The organism is Acinetobacter sp. Tol 5, from assembly GCF_019702905.1.
Classification (GTDB): domain Bacteria; phylum Pseudomonadota; class Gammaproteobacteria; order Pseudomonadales; family Moraxellaceae; genus Acinetobacter; species Acinetobacter bereziniae.
This window is the reverse complement of the sequence record NZ_AP024708.1, coordinates 2369174-2386469: the sequence shown is the minus strand read 5'-3', so window position 1 is coordinate 2386469 and position 17296 is coordinate 2369174. Positions and strand designations below refer to the sequence as shown.

General features: G+C 38.9%; 13 protein-coding genes. 12 read left to right on the top strand and 1 reads right to left on the bottom strand.

What is annotated here, in order from left to right:
• The first annotated feature begins 9 nt into the window (after positions 1-9).
• The 3 genes from TOL5_RS11060 to TOL5_RS11050 all read left to right on the top strand — a co-directional run bounded on the left by TOL5_RS11060 (position 10) and on the right by TOL5_RS11050 (position 6204).
• Positions 10-924 (top strand): phage tail tube protein, encoded by a 915-nt coding sequence (locus TOL5_RS11060; protein ID WP_221260328.1) that lies wholly within the window; start codon positions 10-12, stop codon positions 922-924.
• A 2-nt stretch (positions 925-926) separates the two neighbouring features.
• Positions 927-1406: a hypothetical protein gene (locus tag TOL5_RS11055; RefSeq protein WP_009585319.1), complete on the top strand. Its 480-nt coding sequence runs from the start codon at positions 927-929 to the stop codon at positions 1404-1406.
• A 604-nt stretch (positions 1407-2010) separates the two neighbouring features.
• Positions 2011-6204, top strand: coding sequence for a tape measure protein (locus tag TOL5_RS11050; RefSeq protein WP_221260327.1), 4194 nt, complete (start codon positions 2011-2013; stop codon positions 6202-6204).
• A gap of 84 nt (positions 6205-6288) precedes the next feature.
• On the opposite strand, the gene TOL5_RS11045 is transcribed toward TOL5_RS11050, so the two are convergent.
• Positions 6289-6504, bottom strand: coding sequence for a hypothetical protein (locus TOL5_RS11045; protein ID WP_151961768.1), 216 nt, complete (start codon positions 6502-6504; stop codon positions 6289-6291).
• Positions 6505-6717: 213 nt separating this feature from the next.
• Between TOL5_RS11045 and TOL5_RS11040 the strand changes: the two genes are divergently transcribed.
• The 9 genes from TOL5_RS11040 (at position 6718) to TOL5_RS11000 (ending at position 17275) form a co-directional block, all read left to right on the top strand.
• Positions 6718-6924, top strand: coding sequence for a hypothetical protein (locus TOL5_RS11040; protein ID WP_151961767.1), 207 nt, complete (start codon positions 6718-6720; stop codon positions 6922-6924).
• A 119-nt stretch (positions 6925-7043) separates the two neighbouring features.
• Positions 7044-7433 (top strand): lipopolysaccharide transport periplasmic protein LptA, encoded by a 390-nt coding sequence (gene lptA / locus TOL5_RS11035; RefSeq protein ID WP_228740279.1) that lies wholly within the window; start codon positions 7044-7046, stop codon positions 7431-7433.
• Positions 7434-7658: 225 nt separating this feature from the next.
• Positions 7659-8303 carry an energy transducer TonB gene (locus TOL5_RS11030; protein WP_221260326.1) on the top strand — a complete coding sequence of 215 codons (645 nt, stop codon included), beginning with the start codon at positions 7659-7661 and terminating at the stop codon, positions 8301-8303.
• A gap of 71 nt (positions 8304-8374) precedes the next feature.
• Positions 8375-8719 carry a phage tail protein gene (locus TOL5_RS11025; protein ID WP_221260325.1) on the top strand — a complete coding sequence of 115 codons (345 nt, stop codon included), beginning with the start codon at positions 8375-8377 and terminating at the stop codon, positions 8717-8719.
• A gap of 57 nt (positions 8720-8776) precedes the next feature.
• A complete protein-coding gene (locus tag TOL5_RS11020; RefSeq protein WP_221260324.1) occupies positions 8777-9109 on the top strand; it encodes a hypothetical protein in 333 nt (110 codons plus the stop codon).
• On the top strand, positions 9096-9854 hold the full coding sequence (locus TOL5_RS11015; RefSeq protein ID WP_221260323.1) for a phage minor tail protein L: 759 nt from the start codon (positions 9096-9098) through the stop codon (positions 9852-9854). Before TOL5_RS11020 ends, TOL5_RS11015 begins: the two co-directional genes overlap by 14 nt.
• 2 nt (positions 9855-9856) lie before the next feature.
• A complete protein-coding gene (locus TOL5_RS11010) occupies positions 9857-10600 on the top strand; it encodes a C40 family peptidase (protein WP_151712954.1) in 744 nt (247 codons plus the stop codon).
• Positions 10593-11222, top strand: coding sequence for a tail assembly protein (locus TOL5_RS11005; RefSeq protein WP_151712953.1), 630 nt, complete (start codon positions 10593-10595; stop codon positions 11220-11222). The genes TOL5_RS11010 and TOL5_RS11005 overlap by 8 nt, the downstream gene beginning before the upstream one ends.
• A gap of 53 nt (positions 11223-11275) precedes the next feature.
• Complete coding sequence (locus TOL5_RS11000) at positions 11276-17275, top strand: phage tail protein (protein ID WP_221260322.1); 6000 nt, start codon at positions 11276-11278, stop codon at positions 17273-17275.
• Positions 17276-17296 lie beyond the last annotated feature (21 nt).

Below are 17296 nucleotides of genomic sequence, written 5' to 3'. Positions count from 1 at the left end.
GAGAATTTTATGAGTTCTGGAGCTAAACAGCTAACCCGAGTTGGTTTTGAAGCATCACCCGGTGTAATTGCAACAACTTGGAATACATTTGCATTCACCACCAATGGTTTGGATGCATCGGCACAAACCACAGAATCACAAACAATCAAAGATTCACGAATTGCAGCTGGTACTTTAGTGACTGGTGTTGAAGTACAAGGTGATATTGAATCTGAATGGGCTTATGGCATTCAAGATGGTGTCTTAGAGCTTGTTGCCTTCAATGCTTGGAATAGTAACGTCTTAACATTTGGTGGCACTAGTCGAAAAACACTTTCGATTATTCGCGGTTTTACTGATATCGATAACTTTCAAGTTTTCACAGGCTGCCATATCAATCAATGGACCTTAAGCATCCCAGATAGTGGCATTGTGACTTCTAAATTCTCAATTATGGCAATGAAACGTACTGCATATGAGGTTGCACCTACTGGTACCGTAACACCTGCAGGAGATGCAATTCCATTTACAAGTCTTTCAACCGGCGACATCTTGATTGAAGGTGAAAAGAAAGCAGGGATGTGCGTCACTCAGATTGAATTGACCATTGATAATACAATGCAGATTCAAAAGTGTTTGGATTATGAAAACAATATTTCTGGAGTTTTGGAAACCATCATGAAAGGCAGCGGTAACTTCACAGTTGCATGGTCTAAAAACACTGCTGAATTATATGAAAAACAGTTCTTGAATGAACCGATCAGTCTTGAATATAGCCTGAAAGATAAAGACGGGAATAAATACACATTGTCACTTCCAAATGTGTTAGTTTCAGCACCTCTACCGAGTGGTGGAGCGGGCGACATTCTTAACACTCAATTTTCATTCACTGTGGCAGATGCTGCACCTACTCTTAAACGTATTCCTATCGTGGCAGGTCCATAAGCATGAAAATTAAAATCGAAGAACAAGAACAAACCAAAATTCCAAGCAAGCTGATTGATTACAAAGATGGTGCTAAATTTCTTATTGCAGGAATAGATAAGCCATCATTCAAGCATTGCATGGAGTTGCGTGGCACTCGTATTGAGCAAGAGATTCAAGGTGTTCGAGACATTACAGACGAAAGCTCTCGTGAAATTGCCCAATCATTCAGTAAGGCGGTTTCACATTTAGTCTTGAACTGGCAAGGCTTAGAAGATGAAGAAGGGAATATTTTTGAATATTCAAAGCAAAATGCTGAGCTTCTTTGCACAAGTACCAATGAGTCAATCGAGCTTATTGTGTGGATCCTTGCAGAAGCTCAAAAAATTCAAGTTGAAGCCAACGAAGAAAAGGCTGAAACATTGGGAAAGTCATCCAGCTCTACAAGTACCAAACAGCGAAGTGGGACATCGAAAAAGCAAGAGAAGTCTATCAAAAGCTAGGTCAGCCACTGCCTGATTACTATCTACCGCCTGCATATTCATACACAGCTCACTCAATTCTCTCAGCTTATTACGTGATTGCTCGTTCTAGACAGTATGAGCAATGCATTCCTATGGCTTTAAGTCTTGGGGCTGTGAATGATTACTGTGAGCAGTATGAATCACCAGTACCAAGATGGATTTTTAATGATTGTATCTTTGCTTTAGACAACCTGTTTTTGGAAGAGGCGAGTAAGAAGAAGTGATCTTTCGATAGAGCTATACGTATGAGAGAACTATATTCGTATGGTTTTCTATAGTCCAAAACAAAACCCCGAGAGTTCACAGCTCTTGGGGTTTCTATTTCCAACCCACAACACGCACTTGAGGATTAGAACATATATGAATTTTAACATCGGGGACTGGATTGTGAAAGCACTAGAACTCATTGAGCAATATAAATCTGTAAAAACATTTTGCTACTGGATTTTGTTTGTAATCGCATTGTTTGCAATACCTCAAATTCTTTTAGCTGTAACAAAGCTTATTGAAGCAATCAACTAGAAATTATTTAAATTTTTGCCCGCCTTTCCTGCGGGCTTTTTTTCACCCGTAGGAAAGCGAAATGACAGAACAAACAAGCCGTTTAGTAATTGAAATCAGCTCTGAGCAGGCTAAAAAGAATGCTGAAGATTTGAGTAAAGAGTTGGTCAAAATCTTTACTGGTGGTGAAAAGGCGAGTGATTCAACGTCGAAGCTTGGTAAAACCATTCAAGTCACAAGCAACATTACTCAAAACTTCAATACTACTGTGAATAATACGACTAAGGCTGTTGAAAAACAGACTCAGGAGTTAGCGAAGCAAGAGAAACAAGTTGATAAGACGGGTGTTGCGATCAAAACATTGGCTGGTCATTTGGCAGCTTTTATTACGATCAATAGCACTATCGACAAAATGGATTCTTATACGGGGCTACAGAACCGTTTAAAACTTGTCACCAACTCTCAAACTGAATTAAATCGTGCTATGAACGATACATTTGCTATCGCTCAAAACACGCGCCAAAGTTGGGAAAGTGCAGCTCAGGTTTATCAAGGTTTTGCTAATAATGCCAAAGCACATGGTTTATCAATGTCTGATACAGCAAGATTGACTGAAACAGTATCAAAAGCTGTAGCTATATCTGGTTCAAGTGCTCAAGCATCTGAGGCAGCTTTAATACAGTTTAATCAGGCTTTAAGTTCTGGAACTCTCAGAGGTGAAGAGCTTAATTCTGTTATGGAGCAAACACCTGGTTTAGCTAAAGCAATCGCTGAAGGAATGGGGATTACTGTTGGCCAACTACGTTCAGTTGCTGCAACTGGATCTATTACCTCTGCTGAATTAGTAAAAGCATTAACAAAGGCTAAAGCTTCAGTTGATAATCTCTTTTCTAAAACAGACATAACAATCGGACAATCCATAACTCTTTTAAACAATGAGTTAGGTAAGTTTGTTGGTGAAGCAGGTCAAAGCTCAGGTGCTGCGAAAACTTTAGCGGATGCAATTCAGCTTTTATCACAAAACTTAGGACCATTAGCAGATGGTGCAATGGTTGTTGGGATTGGTTATTTAACTAAATCATTTTTGGATAAAGCCGTTGCTACTCGAACTGCGATAGCGGCAAGTGTGCAACATCAAACCAGTATGCTTGCTGAACAAGCAGCTACGGTTGAGTTAACTGGTGTTGAAGCGCTTCGTGCAAGACAGAATGTTGTTTTAGCTGCTCAAGAGGTTAGATCGGCTGAACTGGCTTTAGTGAATGCAAAAAGTAAAGATGCTCAAGCTTTAGCTACACAACGTTTAGCAGCAGCAGAAGTGGCGCATAACGTTGCTTTAAAAGAATCTACTATCGCAACTGCTCAATACACAATTGCTCAAGATGCTTTGAATAAAAGTAAGGCTCTCGGTTCTAAACTCCTAACTGCAATTGGTGGACCGATCGGAGCTTTAACTCTAGCTGCGATGGGTTTGGCTGCTGGTTATACCTATCTGCAAAAGCGTACTGATGATGCAAATAAGAAATTAGCTGAACAAACTGAAGTTGCTAACAAGACCAAAGAGGAATTATTAGCACTTCAAGGTGTGCAGAAAAATGGAGCTAAATCTGATTTAGAAGATGCTTTTAGGGGTCAGAATAAGGAATTAAAAGAGCTAAATAGTCTTTTTAATGCCCACGTAATTGATCTTCAAAATGCTTATAAAGGTAATGTTGAGATCGTTGAGATTTCCAATAAAGTTCGACAAGGGGTATTAAGCCAAGAGGATGCAATCAAAGCCCTTAATAAACTTGATTTTATTTCGCCTGAACAGTTAAAGCAGTTACAGAAAGATAATGACCTTTATCGTGAAAAGTTACCTGTAGTTCAAAAGGTTCAAGAAGCTTTAAAAGTGTTTGGAATTGATGCTGAACTCGCAGGAAATAAAGCATCAAACTCTGCAAAAGGCTTTAATGATATTACAAAAGAAGCAATCCTAACTTCAGATAAAGTTAAAAATTTAAGTGCTGAAATTCAGAAATTTATTAGTAGTTCTTTGACTTCATCAATGCAGAATGAGGAGAGGTTAAAGCTTTACAACCAAGGTCTTTCTAAAGAATCTGCAGATATTATTTTAAAGGCGCGTGAAGCGGCAGGAATATTAGGAACAGACAAGCAATTACCACTTGGCACACTTGCTCTTTTGGGTAGAGAACTTTTGACCACAACTGAAATTAAAAAAGTTGAAGAAGAACGTTCTAAATCTGAAAAAGATCGTACTAAAGAGCTTGAGAAGCAACTCAAAACGCAACAGCGATTAATTGGAATATCAGGTAATTCAGGTATTGGTACAGGCGCACATCTAGATGTTCGCTATGGTGGCTCTCGTGATGGGCAGAAAGTATCACCTGAGCATATAGCTTGGCTTCAAGCTGGTGGGAAATCTCTTTCAAGCTATCGTGTTTCTTCTGATTATGGTCAAAGAAAAGCTCCGACTGCTGGAGCCTCAAGTTTCCATAAAGGTATTGATTTTGCAATGCCTGTAGGTACTCCAATCACAACTAAAGTTGCGGTTAAAGATGTAAAGACTGACTATGATTCAAAAGGTGGCGGCTATTACAGCACAATCACTTTTGAAGACGGTGTTGTGCTTAAACTTCTTCATCAATCACCAAGTATGCAAAGCAAGGTGAAAGGTGGGGCTAGTACTGGCACTTATGGATCTTATTTAGCTCAAGACAAGGCTGAAGCAAAAACAGAAAAGGAGATCGAAACTTTAAAAGCTAACTATTACTCGCTAGGTGAGAAAGACGAAGCTGACCATATTAAGCGTGTAAAGGATTTACGCAAGAATGGCTTACACAGTCTGATTGCTGATGAAAATACTCGCTTTGAGAAAACAAAACAACTTAGACAATTTGAATTCACAATGGAGATTGATGGTTGGCGTTGGGTTGGTGAGGAAAAAATCAAAAATGATTCTTATGTTAAAAAACTTAGAGTTGAAGCCAGTGCTGACTTCAATAAAAAGCAAAAGACTGAATCCATTAAATCCATTGACGAACAGCGTGAATATGAACTTGAACAGTTTCGTTTAACGAAAAAGCAGCAATTACTCCAAACAAAAGCGTTTTATATGTCAGAGCTTCAATTAGCTAAGGCTAAATATGACATAGAAAAAAGGCTTATTGCTCAGGGTAATGAGGACCCTGTTGAAAAAGCCTTTAAAACACAGATGCTTGAATTACAGAATCAAGTAGACATGAATCGTCGCCTAAAGGATGCGTCCATGGGATGGGATTCGGTCCGTTCTCAAATGGATGGTTCTTCTGCACGATACCAAGTTGGTCAAGAGCGTTTTAATAGAATGGATGTGTCACAGAATCTTTTTGACATACAAATTACTGATGTTGAGAGACAAGAGCAAGAACCAGGTGCTGATCTGGAAAAATTGGCAGAGGTTCGTGAGCAAATTTGGGCTGCACATAATCAGCGAATGATTGATATCGAAAATCAGTATCAAAGGGATTCCTTGAATTTGCAGTTAACCCAAGCTCAGCAATTAACTGGTTCGTTTGCAAATATGTTTAGGGGGATTTTGGGTGAAAGCTCAGGAGCTTACAAAACAATGTTTGCAATGCAACAGGGATTTGCACTCACTCAAGCTGGCATGAATTTATGGTCCTCTGTTTCAGATGCTTATGCTAAAGAACCAGGTACTGTGTGGCAGAAAGTAGCAGCAGGTGCTAAGGCTGCTTTGGATCAAGGAACATTCTTGGCGATGATCCAAGCAATTACACCTCAAGGTTTCGCTACTGGTGGGCACATCACAGGCAAAGGCACTGGAACAAGTGATGATATTCCGATCATGGCATCCAATGGTGAGTTTATGATTCGCCAAGCAGCAGTATCAAAGCTTGGTTTAGTTGCATTGAATTACATGAATAAGACAGGTGAACTGCCTTTTCAGAGTGAGTATAATGCAGCTAAGTATCAGTTCTCCTTGCCCAACAAACAATCCGCAGAAAAGTTTAGAGATGGTGGCTTGATTGGTGTTTCTCGAATGAGTAATGCTGATGTTGAAAGAAAGCAGTTTGAATCTATTCAGCGCAGCAATAGCATATCAGCCCAACCAAAAGTCACCATTATTAATCAAACTTCTCAGCCTGTAGAAGCAACATCTCAATGGGATGGGAATGAATTACATGTGGTTTTAAGGGAGATGCAAAAGAAAAATGAGGCGATGATGGATGCTAAGATAGAGAAACGCTTTATGATGTCAAAACGTCAAGGCTGGTAGTTATTGATCAGAGAAAGCCACTTCGGTGGCTTTTTGAAGATAATTTGGTAAATTCTTAGGTTTAACTTCGTCAAAATTTTAAAATCATTTAGAAGATGTTTGTTCAATTGAATGTGATGCTGATACATTCTTCTGTTGATTTTCTAATTTTTGTTTATGACTAGGCATATAGTCTGGTTCGCTAGACATAGCCAAATATAAAAAAGTGAAAAATATTGTGGTTAAAACAGCAACTATAGCTATAAATTTCCAGCCTAAAGCAGTAGATTCTGAATCATCAATTGTTCGGTTATTTTTCATATAAAACTCAAAAGAAAAAGGTAAAAAGTGCAGCATTTATATCATAAAAATTATCAATCTATTTCTTTTAGTTGGGTCTGTTAATTAATAAAAATTCCTAATAATGTTCTTTTTAGAGTATATTGTTTGCATTCAATGAACAGTACAAAATTTCATAATCATTGAATTTTTATACAGCTTTGGCTGTTTTTAATTTTTCTTAAGGTATTTTTTATGAATAAACTTGAACTCAATGTAAAGGATCAATTCGGATCGCTCTATACAGTTGAAGCAACTTTAGATGAAATTGTGGTATATGAAGCCAAATCTCATGATCGAATCAAATACATTACTTTCGAAGGTGAAATGCTCCGGCCTAATTTTGAAATGCTTTTTGAAAGTTTCAATACAGGTAAAATTTTAAAAATTGTGAAATCCTAATTTGCTTATTTTAGAAAAGCCTCCATAGGGAGGCTTTTCATGTACCTTGAATGTAAAATAAATTTATATAAAAATATGATACAATTTGATAATGATACTTATTATTAATTAACACCATTATGAAGAAACTTGTTTTCCTACTTTTTTTACTTCTACCTTTATCATCATTTGCTAAAACAGATCCAGATTTTGCAAAACCATTAGAGCTTTCTGGTGATTTCTTAAGCGTTAATTTGAATTCTAAAGAAGGTGAATATAAAGGAAACTTTTTAGCAAAACAGGGATCAATGAAAATTGAAGGAAATAAAATCAAAATAAAACAGAAGCAAAATAAACAACTTGAGAGTATTGTGGCATCTGGTCAGCCTGTTCGATTTTCCAAGATGAACTATCAAAGTAATGAAATGGTAAATGGTAGTGCTTTAAAAATTACTTATGATGCGAATAAGCTTTTGATAACACTAGAAGGTAATGCTGAAATCTTGAGTGGTAGTGGAAATAGTTTTTGAAGTCATATTATTACTTATGGGTTAACTAATGGGGAGATCAAAGCTGTTGGAAATTCTCAAAGGAGAGTACAAATTGTAATTCCTCCAAGTGGCTCAAGAGAAAGCACACCCTTGGTGAAATAACCTATTGATTTAAAAATTAACTTAATATCACATATGCATTCCAAGAGCTTTATTTTTAGGATAAACATTAGTATCTTGGACTAAATATATAAGAGATATATCATGAAAAGCTTATTTATAATTTTCAGTTTATTGGTTTCCAGTTTTTGTTTTGGAGCAGATTCTCAAGTTCAAGTTGAGCCAAGAACTGTAGATGAAAATATGATTATAAAATGGGTGAAAAAGCCGATATTTAGAATCAATAATGATGAGTTGAAAGGTTATGATAGACATCTTGTGGTGAGGATTGAGACGGATGTTAATGGTTTTGTTAAGGTTGCTGAAATTAATAAAAGCAGTGGACTTCAGGATCTAGACAACAAGATAATTGAGGTCTTTAAAAAAGCAAAAATATTTGCAAAATATCCAAGTGATAAAATCGAAAATTTTCCTGTACGCTTAACTCAACCAGTTGAATTGAGCGTATCAAGAGTTCCAAAATATGCTGAGTATCCAGAATTTAATTTTAAAAATACCGACTTAAAAGGAAGTAATAGAACTATAACATTGAGTGTAGAGGCTAATGAAAAAGGCAAATTAACCAAAGTCAAAGTTTCTAAAAGCACTGGAATCCCTGCTTTAGATGAATATGTTTTAAGTGAGTTTTTCAAAAAAACAAGTTTTAAGCCTTTGGTCATCAATGGAAAGCCTCAGCGTATATCAACAACTGCAGATTTTAGGTTTAATTTAAGATCAGCAAGTGATTAATAGTTAGATACTTATTAAGCATTAAACTTAAAACCCACTCAATCGAGTGGGTTTTTTATTGGAATCGATTTATGAGCAATGAAAAATTTACATTCCCTTGTGATTTGGATGGAAACTCAAGCAAACAAAACTTCAATATTTTGACTTCGAAATTTGGTGATGGCTACGAACAAAATATCTCAGTAGGCATCAACAATAGAAAGGGAGAGTGGGCATACAAACGCACATCAACAAAAGATGAGATTCTTCAAATCAAAGCTTTTTTTGATCGACATAAAGGTTCTGATTCATTTCTCTGGAATGCTCCTTTAGATGGTGAAGTGAGAGTTAAAACAGATACAAGCTATTCACCTAGTCAGGTGGGTGGAATGATTTGGACTATCTCAACCACATTCACCCAAGTCTTTTACCCCTAAAACCACTTAACTTCATGCCCCACTCGTTGGGGCTTTTTACTTGAAGGAACATTAAAAATGTCAAAGCAATTTACACGAATCGAAGCAAGTTTTACTGCAGCACTCATGGCTAAAATTGATGCTTCTGCTTATGAATTTGGATCAAAAATAGATTACCTATCGATTGATTATAACAAGGCGACAGATGATGTATTAATCGGCTTAAAAAAGGATAAAGAGCCTGATTTAAGCCGTATCTCATTAAAAGAAGCACAATTTATCAGTTGGTTAATTCCCCATATTGTTTCTATGCAGAATCGTTCAGGGATTTCAATCCAATCCATCCAGGCTATTTATGATGATGAGGGTTTAAACCTCGATATTGTGGTGAATGAAGATGTTAAACAGTGATTTTCAGAAGCTTTATGTCGATGGCTTAATTACCTTATTTGAATTAGATGCCAGCGCTTTAGGTGCTGGCATTTTACGTTTCCACGGACATATTTCATTCCAGGATTGGGAAAAGGTTTATAGCTCGATTGGTTCTGATGGTCCGATGGTTACTGATACTGGTGATAAAAAAGTTTGGCATCGTAACATCATCTTTGATGGTCAAACATTTGAACCCATGGCATTACAAGTCAGTGGTTTAGAAATGCGAAGTGATGGTAAGGCTTCCGCACCTACTTTAAGTATGGCCAACAATATTAATGGTATTCAAGGTGCAGTCACTGCATATTGTTTACAATTTGGAGATTTTGCCGGTGCAAAGCTTAAAGTCATCACCACTTTAGCCAAATATCTGGATGCGGAAAACTTTAGTACTGGGAATACCAGTGCGAACTCAAGCGAGAAACGTGAGCAGATTTGGTTTATTGAACAAAAGACTTCTGAAAATGCTCAGCAGGTAACCTTTGAGCTTTCCAATCCAGTGGATTTTGAAGGGTTAAAGATTCCTACACGACAAATCTCAAATTACTGCAACTGGGAATATCGAAGTGAAGAATGTGGCTACATTGGTGCAGCAATGTTTACCGAAAAAGACGAATCGACAGACAATCCTGCTTTAGATCGATGTAACTATCGAACATCAGGTTGCCGTTGTCGTGAGAATGAACTTCATTTTGGTGGATTCCCTGCATCTTCAATGGTGTAAAGATGAAATTAAATAAAAAACTCAAAGCAGTGATTCTATCTCATGCTAAACAATGTTTCCCCGCAGAATCTTGCGGGGTGATTGTTTCTGGTTGTTATATCGCGTGTCGCAATGTTGCTGAACACGGTCAATTTCAAATCCACCATGAAGATTTGGCGAATGCCGAAGATCAAGGTGAGATTCAAGCCTATGTCCACTCACATCCAAATGCGACAGCACGCGCGTCTGATTTAGACTTATTGCAAATTGAACTTCATGAAAAGCCATGGGTGATTTGTGCATATCCTGAAGTTGAGTTTCAGGTCTATGAACCCTGTGGTTATAAAGCACCACTCATTGGTCGTGACTATCATCATGGCTACCAAGACTGCTATTCAATTGTTCGTGATTTTTATCGTCGTGAGTTAAATATTAAACTCATTGATTTTGAGCGTTTGGATAATTGGTGGAGTGATAAAAATCATAAATCGCTTTATTTAGAAAACCTAGATGCAGCGGGATTTTATGAAGTCAGTCAACCGCAGTATGGCGATATGTTGGTGTGTAATGTTGGACGTACAGAACACCCGAACCATGCTGTGATCTGGTTGGGCGATCAATGGCAACTCAAATCAGAAGAAAGCACTGCATGTTTTGGTGGACCATTAATCCTACATCATCCTTATGGTCGAAAGTCCGTGCGTGAAATCTTTGGGCAACAATGGCAAGAACGTGTTGTCAAAATAGTGAGGCACAAAGATGCTTAAAACGATCAAACTCTATGGCGTATTGGGAAAGAAATTTGGTAAGGAGTTTAAGCTTGCTGTTGAAAGTACCCGTGAAGCAGTCAAAGCCTTATCCGTTCAAGTACCAGGCTTTGAACAATTCATGCTGAATGCGCATGAACAAGGTTTAGCTTTTGCCATTTTTCAAGATGATGAAAACATCAGTGAAGATCAGATCGATTTTGATACTGGTGCCAAAGTTATCAAGATTGTGCCAAAAGTTATGGGAGCTGGTGGTAATGGTGGTGTTTTACAGCTTGTGCTTGGTGCTGTGTTGATTGTTGCAGGGTTTTGGACAGGTGGAGTAACGTCAAATTTAGGAGTTGCTTTAATAGGTGCAGGCGCAGGAATGGTTGTTGGCGGAATTGCACAAATGCTTACTCCTAAAGCGGATGCACAAGATCAAAACCAAGACGGAAACAGGGCTAATAAAAGCTTTGGTGGAGCTGTGACCACAATTGCACAAGGTAATCCAGTTCCAATTCTGTATGGTCAGCGCGAAGTCGGTGGATTCATTGTAAATGCGGGTCAGTTTGCAGTCGATACCTTTAGTTCTGCTGATGCTGGTTATACAGGCGGTGGCAGCAGTGGTGGTAAGAAATAATTTTAAGAAGAATATAAGCGCGTAAAGCGCTTTTTTATTGCGTGGTGAAAAGTATGCTTGAAACAGTTAAAGGTGCGAAAGGTGGTAGTCAAAGCCAAAGACAACCTAAGGTTGCTAACGATACAACGGCATCTAAAACTTATGCACGTTTACAATATGGCATGAGTGAAGGGGAAGTTGAAGGTTTAGCCAATGGCTACAAGTCTATCTATTTAGATGACACACCCGTTGAAAACGACAGTGGTGCAAGAAACTTTCAAGATGTCACTCTTGATTTTCGATCAGGGACCAATGACCAAACCTACATGGAAGGCTTTGAAAGCATTGCATCTGAAACTGCGGTAGGTGTTGAACTTAAAAGTGATACGCCTTGGGTGAAAGGTGTGACTAATCTTACACTTGATGCTGTGATTGTACGTGTTAGATTTGGTGCTTTAAAACAACAAGATCCTAAAAATGGTGATGTCTCGGGTATTGTGATTGATTACACCATTGAAGTACAAACCGATGGCGGATCGTGGGAGTTAATGCTTGATACTCAGATGTCAGGTAAAACTTCAGCAAATTATGAACGTACCCATCGTATCGGCTTACCAAAAGCCAATAATAATTGGTTGATTCGCGTTACTCGTAAAACACCAAATTCAAGCTCAGAATATGTCAGTGATAAGATGTATATTCAAGCCATTACTGAGGTAGTGGATCTTAAGCTTGCTTACCCAAATACTGCCTTGATTGGCGTGCAATATGATGCTGAAACATTCTCGAATATTGCCAAAATTGCTGTTGATCTAAAGGGTGTAAAGATCAAGGTACCAAGCAACTATGATCCTGTAAGCCGTACTTACATCGGGATATGGGATGGTCTATTTAAGCGTGCATACAGCAATAATCCTGCTTGGATTTACTATGATTTATGTACCAATAAGCGATATGCACTGGGTAACCGTTTAACCGAGCAAATGATTGATAAATGGTCATTGTATCGCTTGGCTCAATATTGTGATCAGTTGGTACCAGATGGCAAAGGTGGGCAAGAGCCACGGTTCACTTGCAATGTATACATTCAAAGTGCTGAATCTGCTTTCGATATTTTAAGCAAACTTGCAGGTTTATTTCGTGCAATCAGTTATTGGGATGGTGCATCGATCGTATGTGAGGCTGATTTACCACAAGATACGATGTTCACCTATACATCCGCCAATATTATTGATGGTGCTATGGGGATTAATTATACCGGTACACGTGCTCGTGATCGGCATAATGCAGTTAAAGTTGCTTGGGATAATCCGCAAAATCGCTATAAGACAGAATATGTTTTTGTACGTGATGAAAAGTCAATTGCAGAAGCGAGAACTGTTCGTTTATTAGAGCTAGAGGCATGGGGCTGTACATCAGAAGGTCAAGCACAACGTACTGGTCAATGGGCTTTAAAAACTGAACAACTTGAAACTCGAACTGTCACCTTTAAAGTGAGGTTGGATGGCTATATTCCATTACCTGGTAAAGTGATTGAACTTGCTGATGAGTTGTTGGCTGGTCGTGCAAATGGTGGGCGTATTTCATCAGTCAGTGCTGATTTAAAGCAAATCACCTTAGATCGTGATGATGTTGTATGCCGAGCTGGTGACCGTCTAGTTGTTAATGGTGAAGATGGCAAGGCACAGGCGAGAGTTGTATCAAGTATTGCCGGTCGAATCGTCACTGTTGTATCAGCATTTGATAGTGTTGCCCCACAAAATGTTTGGGTGATTGATGCGCAAGATTTAGCGACGATGAAATTTCGTGTAGTTTCGATCTCACAAGATGAACAGCACCAATTTACCATTACTGCAATTCAGCACAATGAGTCTAAGTTTGATGCAATTGATCATGGTGCGTATATAGATGATCGCCCAATTTCAATTATTAACCCTACAACTCAAGATCCTGTTGAATCAGTCAGCATTTCCAGTGAACAAATGGTTCAGCAAGGAATGTCTGTTGAAACTATGGTCATCAGCTGGCCACAAGCCAAAGGTGCAACCAAGTATCAAGTTGAATGGCGTAAAGATAATGGTACCTGGCTAAAACTACCTTTAACTGGAAATAACTCGGCAGAGATAGCCGGTATCTACGCTGGTAAATATGAAGCGCGAGTTATTGCGATGAGTGCTTTTGATATTTCATCTTTACCCACCTATTCAATTTTAACTGAATTAACAGGGAAGCAAGGCAAACCACCAAAAGTGGCGTTTATCCAGGCGACTGGCATTTTATTTGGTATGAAACTGGATTGGAGTTATACAGCAAATGCTTTGGATACGGCTTATGTAGAGATCCAAGTCTCACCAGATAGTACATCCAACATTGCGACTCTAGGTTCTTTTGCATATCCAACCACAACCACAGTCATCCAAGGATTACAGCCTAATCTGACTCAATTCTATCGAGCACGTTTGATTGATCGAATTGGTAATATCGGAGACTGGTCTGACTGGACAAACGGTACAACCACATCTGATGCCAAAGATGTACTTGAATTACTTGATGGTCAGATTACCGATAGTCAGCTAAATCAAGATTTGATCAGTCGTATTGAAATCGGTTCTGAAGCAAGAGATCTAGTTGTAGAAGTCAATAAAATTGCAACGGCTGCTCATTCTCAAGCACAGATATTAACAAATGCGCTTGCAACTGAAACAGCAGAACGTAGAGACGAGATCAAAGCGCTTAACGAAGGTTTAACTCAGGAAGTCACACGCAGTAAAGATGCTGATAGGTCACAGACTGAAACATTGGACAACTACAAAGCATCTATAGATGGAACGTTGTCAAATGTTCAAACTCGTGTAAACACGATTGCTACAGAGACTGAAGCAAACACTTCTAAGTTGATCTCTTTAGACTCGGTGATTGAAGGTAAAGCTGATGCATCGGTGGTACAGAATCTAAAAAATGATGTATTGGTTATTGGTGATCAGGTTAATTCTCAAAGCAGTATTATTTCTGGTTTGCAAAATTATCTTGAGGGTAAGGCTGATGCTTCTGCATTAACAGCGCTTGACTCGAAAGTTGCAACTCTTGATGGCAATGTTGTTTCACAAGGTCAGGCGATTACAGCTCTTGAGAACTCGATTGCTGGCAAGGCAGATTCCTCTGCATTGAACTCGCTGAAGTCAACTGTGGAGGAACAGGGCAATACGATTACTTCACAAGGTCAGGCGATTACTAGTGTAAAAGCTAATCTTGATAATATTTCTGTAGGTGCTAAGAACTTGTTGATAGATTCTGAGTTCTGGTCTGGTGGTGTCGCTCATGCAGAAAATATCGAGACTGGATACAGTGCTGATCTGAGAGTACTTACAATCAAAGCTCAGTCACCTAACAATAATTGGGTTACAGGGTTTTTATGGGCACAGGCTTCCCAAGTTGATAATAGGTTGAATGCTGATGATGACTGTATTTTTTCTGTAGAGATGATGTATGAAGATGGAAGTTTCCCATACGCACCGCAGTTGTATTGGAAAGATTCTATGACGTACATGAATCTGACATTGGCTAAAGGTCAAGTGCAAAAAGTTGGCGTTTGGCAAAGGTACTACCATACACGTAAATACGTTAAAGGTGGGTTTGCTTTCCATTTCGGAGTAGGTCACATGGGTGGTACATATCACTTCCGAAGACCTGTTATAGAGAAAGGCAACATTCCATCTGATTGGAGCTTATCTGAACAAGATTTCGCTTCAGCAACAGCTGTAAACAAGTTGGATGCGACTACAACTAGGCATGACGATGAGATTAAAGCGAATGCTTCTGCTGTTACAGGACTTCAAAGTGCAATCGAGGGCAAGGCTGATGCCAATGCTCTTAATTCATTGAAGACTACTGTTGATCAACAAGGCAATACAATTTCTTCTCAAGGGCAGGCTTTGACACAAGTAGAGGCTAAAGCAGAATTGGCATTAAATGGGAGAAAATTCCCATTAGACCTTTCAAGCCTTGATCCTAACTTGTATTACCCGGTCTTAATTCCTTTGATGGGTAATGGTATTGGGGAGTTAGCATTCGAGATGCCACTTGGAAAATTCGCTGCTCCTTGGTCAAGTCATGGCGGTGGAACTTTTGCACTTTCATTACATTGGAAAGCAAGAGCATCTGGTTGGGGCGCACAAGATATTGAAAGACAAGTCGTAAATTTCAGTTATCTTTGGACACAGAGCAATCAGTCGCCAGCAATGTTTTTAGGGCAATTGACTCACTCCAGTCAAGAGTTTGTATTCCTGCGTGGTGGTACATGGTATGAGTTGACTTGTAACCAGTTTACTGGAGAACCAAAACTTGTAACTACAGGAAGGTGGGAAGGTGATGAGTACATTGAACCTAGAGGTTATGATGCGAGTCTAGTGCCACTTTCAATCAACAATAAGTTGAATGCGACAGCTACGGCAACCACTAATCTGGATGCTGCAGTGACTCAAATTAACGGAAGGGTTGAAGCAAACTCACAGGCTATTACACAGGTGGGTACAACTGTTGCTGGTATACCAACTGGGTCAGGTAACTTACTTATTAACCCTGACTTCTCTATGGGGAATACAAATGGTTGGCAAAACTCTAGTTATATTTATGGCTATGACATTAACCTTGTAAAAGAGGGGAATGTGAACTATCCAAATTATGAAGCTTGGTATAAGCCTAGTATGAATAGTTCTATGCACGTAGCTGGAGATCAAACAGGTGTTGTTGGATACACAGAACTCTATCAAAGTATTCCAGTCACAGGAGGTAAGTTTTATCAGATTAGTGGCTATGTTCAGAATCATAGATGTAAGACAGTCTTATTTGCATATTTCTATGACAAGAATGGTGCATATATAACAGATTCTTATACAGCACAACCTGATAAATCTATTCTTGTAAGCTCTGGTGGAAATACAGCACAGATGCTAAGTGACATGCATCGGCTTTACCAAAATGTCCAAGCTCCCTCAAACGCAATGACTATGGCTGTGGTATTTAGGCAACAGGAATGTGGTTGGGAAGCGTATCAGTTCATGTCAAGAGCGCAAGCTTGTGAAGTACAGCGTAATAATGGAGATGCAGCACCTGTTCCTTGGCAAGATAACACAACAGCTAACACTGCATTAGTTCAACAATCGTTGCAGTCTATTAACGGTATCAAAGCTCAATACACTGTGAAAACAGATGTGAATGGTTATGTTGCTGGTATTGGATTGATTAACGAGGGTTCTGGAAAGAGTCAATTTATTATTCGCGCTGATCAGTTTGCAATTGCGGCACCAGCATCGGTAGGTAATGAAGCCAAGTATGCATTTAATTACCAAGCAGGACCGGTGACATTACCGAATGGAACCGTGGTTCCAGCCGGTCTTTATCTTGATAACGCTAACATTGGTTATATTTCTGCGAGTAAGATTTATGCAGATAGTTTGAGTGCGATTAGTGCTGATCTGGGTACGATTCAAGTTGGTAGTGCAAATATTGAGAACGGTGCAATTACGTCGCTAAAAATTCAAGATAATGCGGTTACAGTGCCGATCGGAGTTACTGGTCCTAACATTACTAAATCTGGTGCTGCATACATGCCGACTAGTAATGACTACGACACTCAGGTATCTGAATGGGAGGCTTACATTGGTGATTTAACGAGCATTACGCTTAATCGACAGGGAGGGAAAGTACGTGTAGATGCATCAGTATGTTTTTCGCAAAATCAGCCGAATGTATTTAGTGCATTTAATGGTAACCAAACATTGTCTGAGCAAGATCGTTATAGGCTTCGAATGGTTTTATCAGTATACAGAGGCATAACTCTTGTGGGGCGATCCCATTCACCGCCTGCACGTATTGATGGACAGCTTGGTATAACATTCGCAGGTACTGTACCTATGTGTGCTGTCATTGATGAATCGACAGTCACTGGGGATCAAACATATACATTGAAGTTTGGTTTTGCTGCTGATGGCATAAGTGGTAAGTTGCAGAAAAATATTTCAGCATCATTTACTTTAAGTCAGATCCGAATGTCTGTACTGGAACTTAGAAAGTAAAACTTGTAAAAAGCTTAAGGC

Bases quoted from the DNA above. Each gene is read 5' to 3' on its own strand.
- TOL5_RS11060 (WP_221260328.1), top strand. From the start codon at position 10: ATGAGTTCTGGAGCTAAACAGCTAACCCGAGTTGGTTTTGAAGCATCA.
- TOL5_RS11055 (WP_009585319.1), top strand. From the start codon at position 927: ATGAAAATTAAAATCGAAGAACAAGAACAAACCAAAATTCCAAGCAAG.
- TOL5_RS11050 (WP_221260327.1), top strand. From the start codon at position 2,011: ATGACAGAACAAACAAGCCGTTTAGTAATTGAAATCAGCTCTGAGCAG.
- TOL5_RS11045 (WP_151961768.1), bottom strand. From the start codon at position 6,504: ATGAAAAATAACCGAACAATTGATGATTCAGAATCTACTGCTTTAGGC.
- TOL5_RS11040 (WP_151961767.1), top strand. From the start codon at position 6,718: ATGAATAAACTTGAACTCAATGTAAAGGATCAATTCGGATCGCTCTAT.
- lptA (WP_228740279.1), top strand. From the start codon at position 7,044: ATGAAGAAACTTGTTTTCCTACTTTTTTTACTTCTACCTTTATCATCA.
- TOL5_RS11030 (WP_221260326.1), top strand. From the start codon at position 7,659: ATGAAAAGCTTATTTATAATTTTCAGTTTATTGGTTTCCAGTTTTTGT.
- TOL5_RS11025 (WP_221260325.1), top strand. From the start codon at position 8,375: ATGAGCAATGAAAAATTTACATTCCCTTGTGATTTGGATGGAAACTCA.
- TOL5_RS11020 (WP_221260324.1), top strand. From the start codon at position 8,777: ATGTCAAAGCAATTTACACGAATCGAAGCAAGTTTTACTGCAGCACTC.
- TOL5_RS11015 (WP_221260323.1), top strand. From the start codon at position 9,096: ATGTTAAACAGTGATTTTCAGAAGCTTTATGTCGATGGCTTAATTACC.
- TOL5_RS11010 (WP_151712954.1), top strand. From the start codon at position 9,857: ATGAAATTAAATAAAAAACTCAAAGCAGTGATTCTATCTCATGCTAAA.
- TOL5_RS11005 (WP_151712953.1), top strand. From the start codon at position 10,593: ATGCTTAAAACGATCAAACTCTATGGCGTATTGGGAAAGAAATTTGGT.
- TOL5_RS11000 (WP_221260322.1), top strand. From the start codon at position 11,276: ATGCTTGAAACAGTTAAAGGTGCGAAAGGTGGTAGTCAAAGCCAAAGA.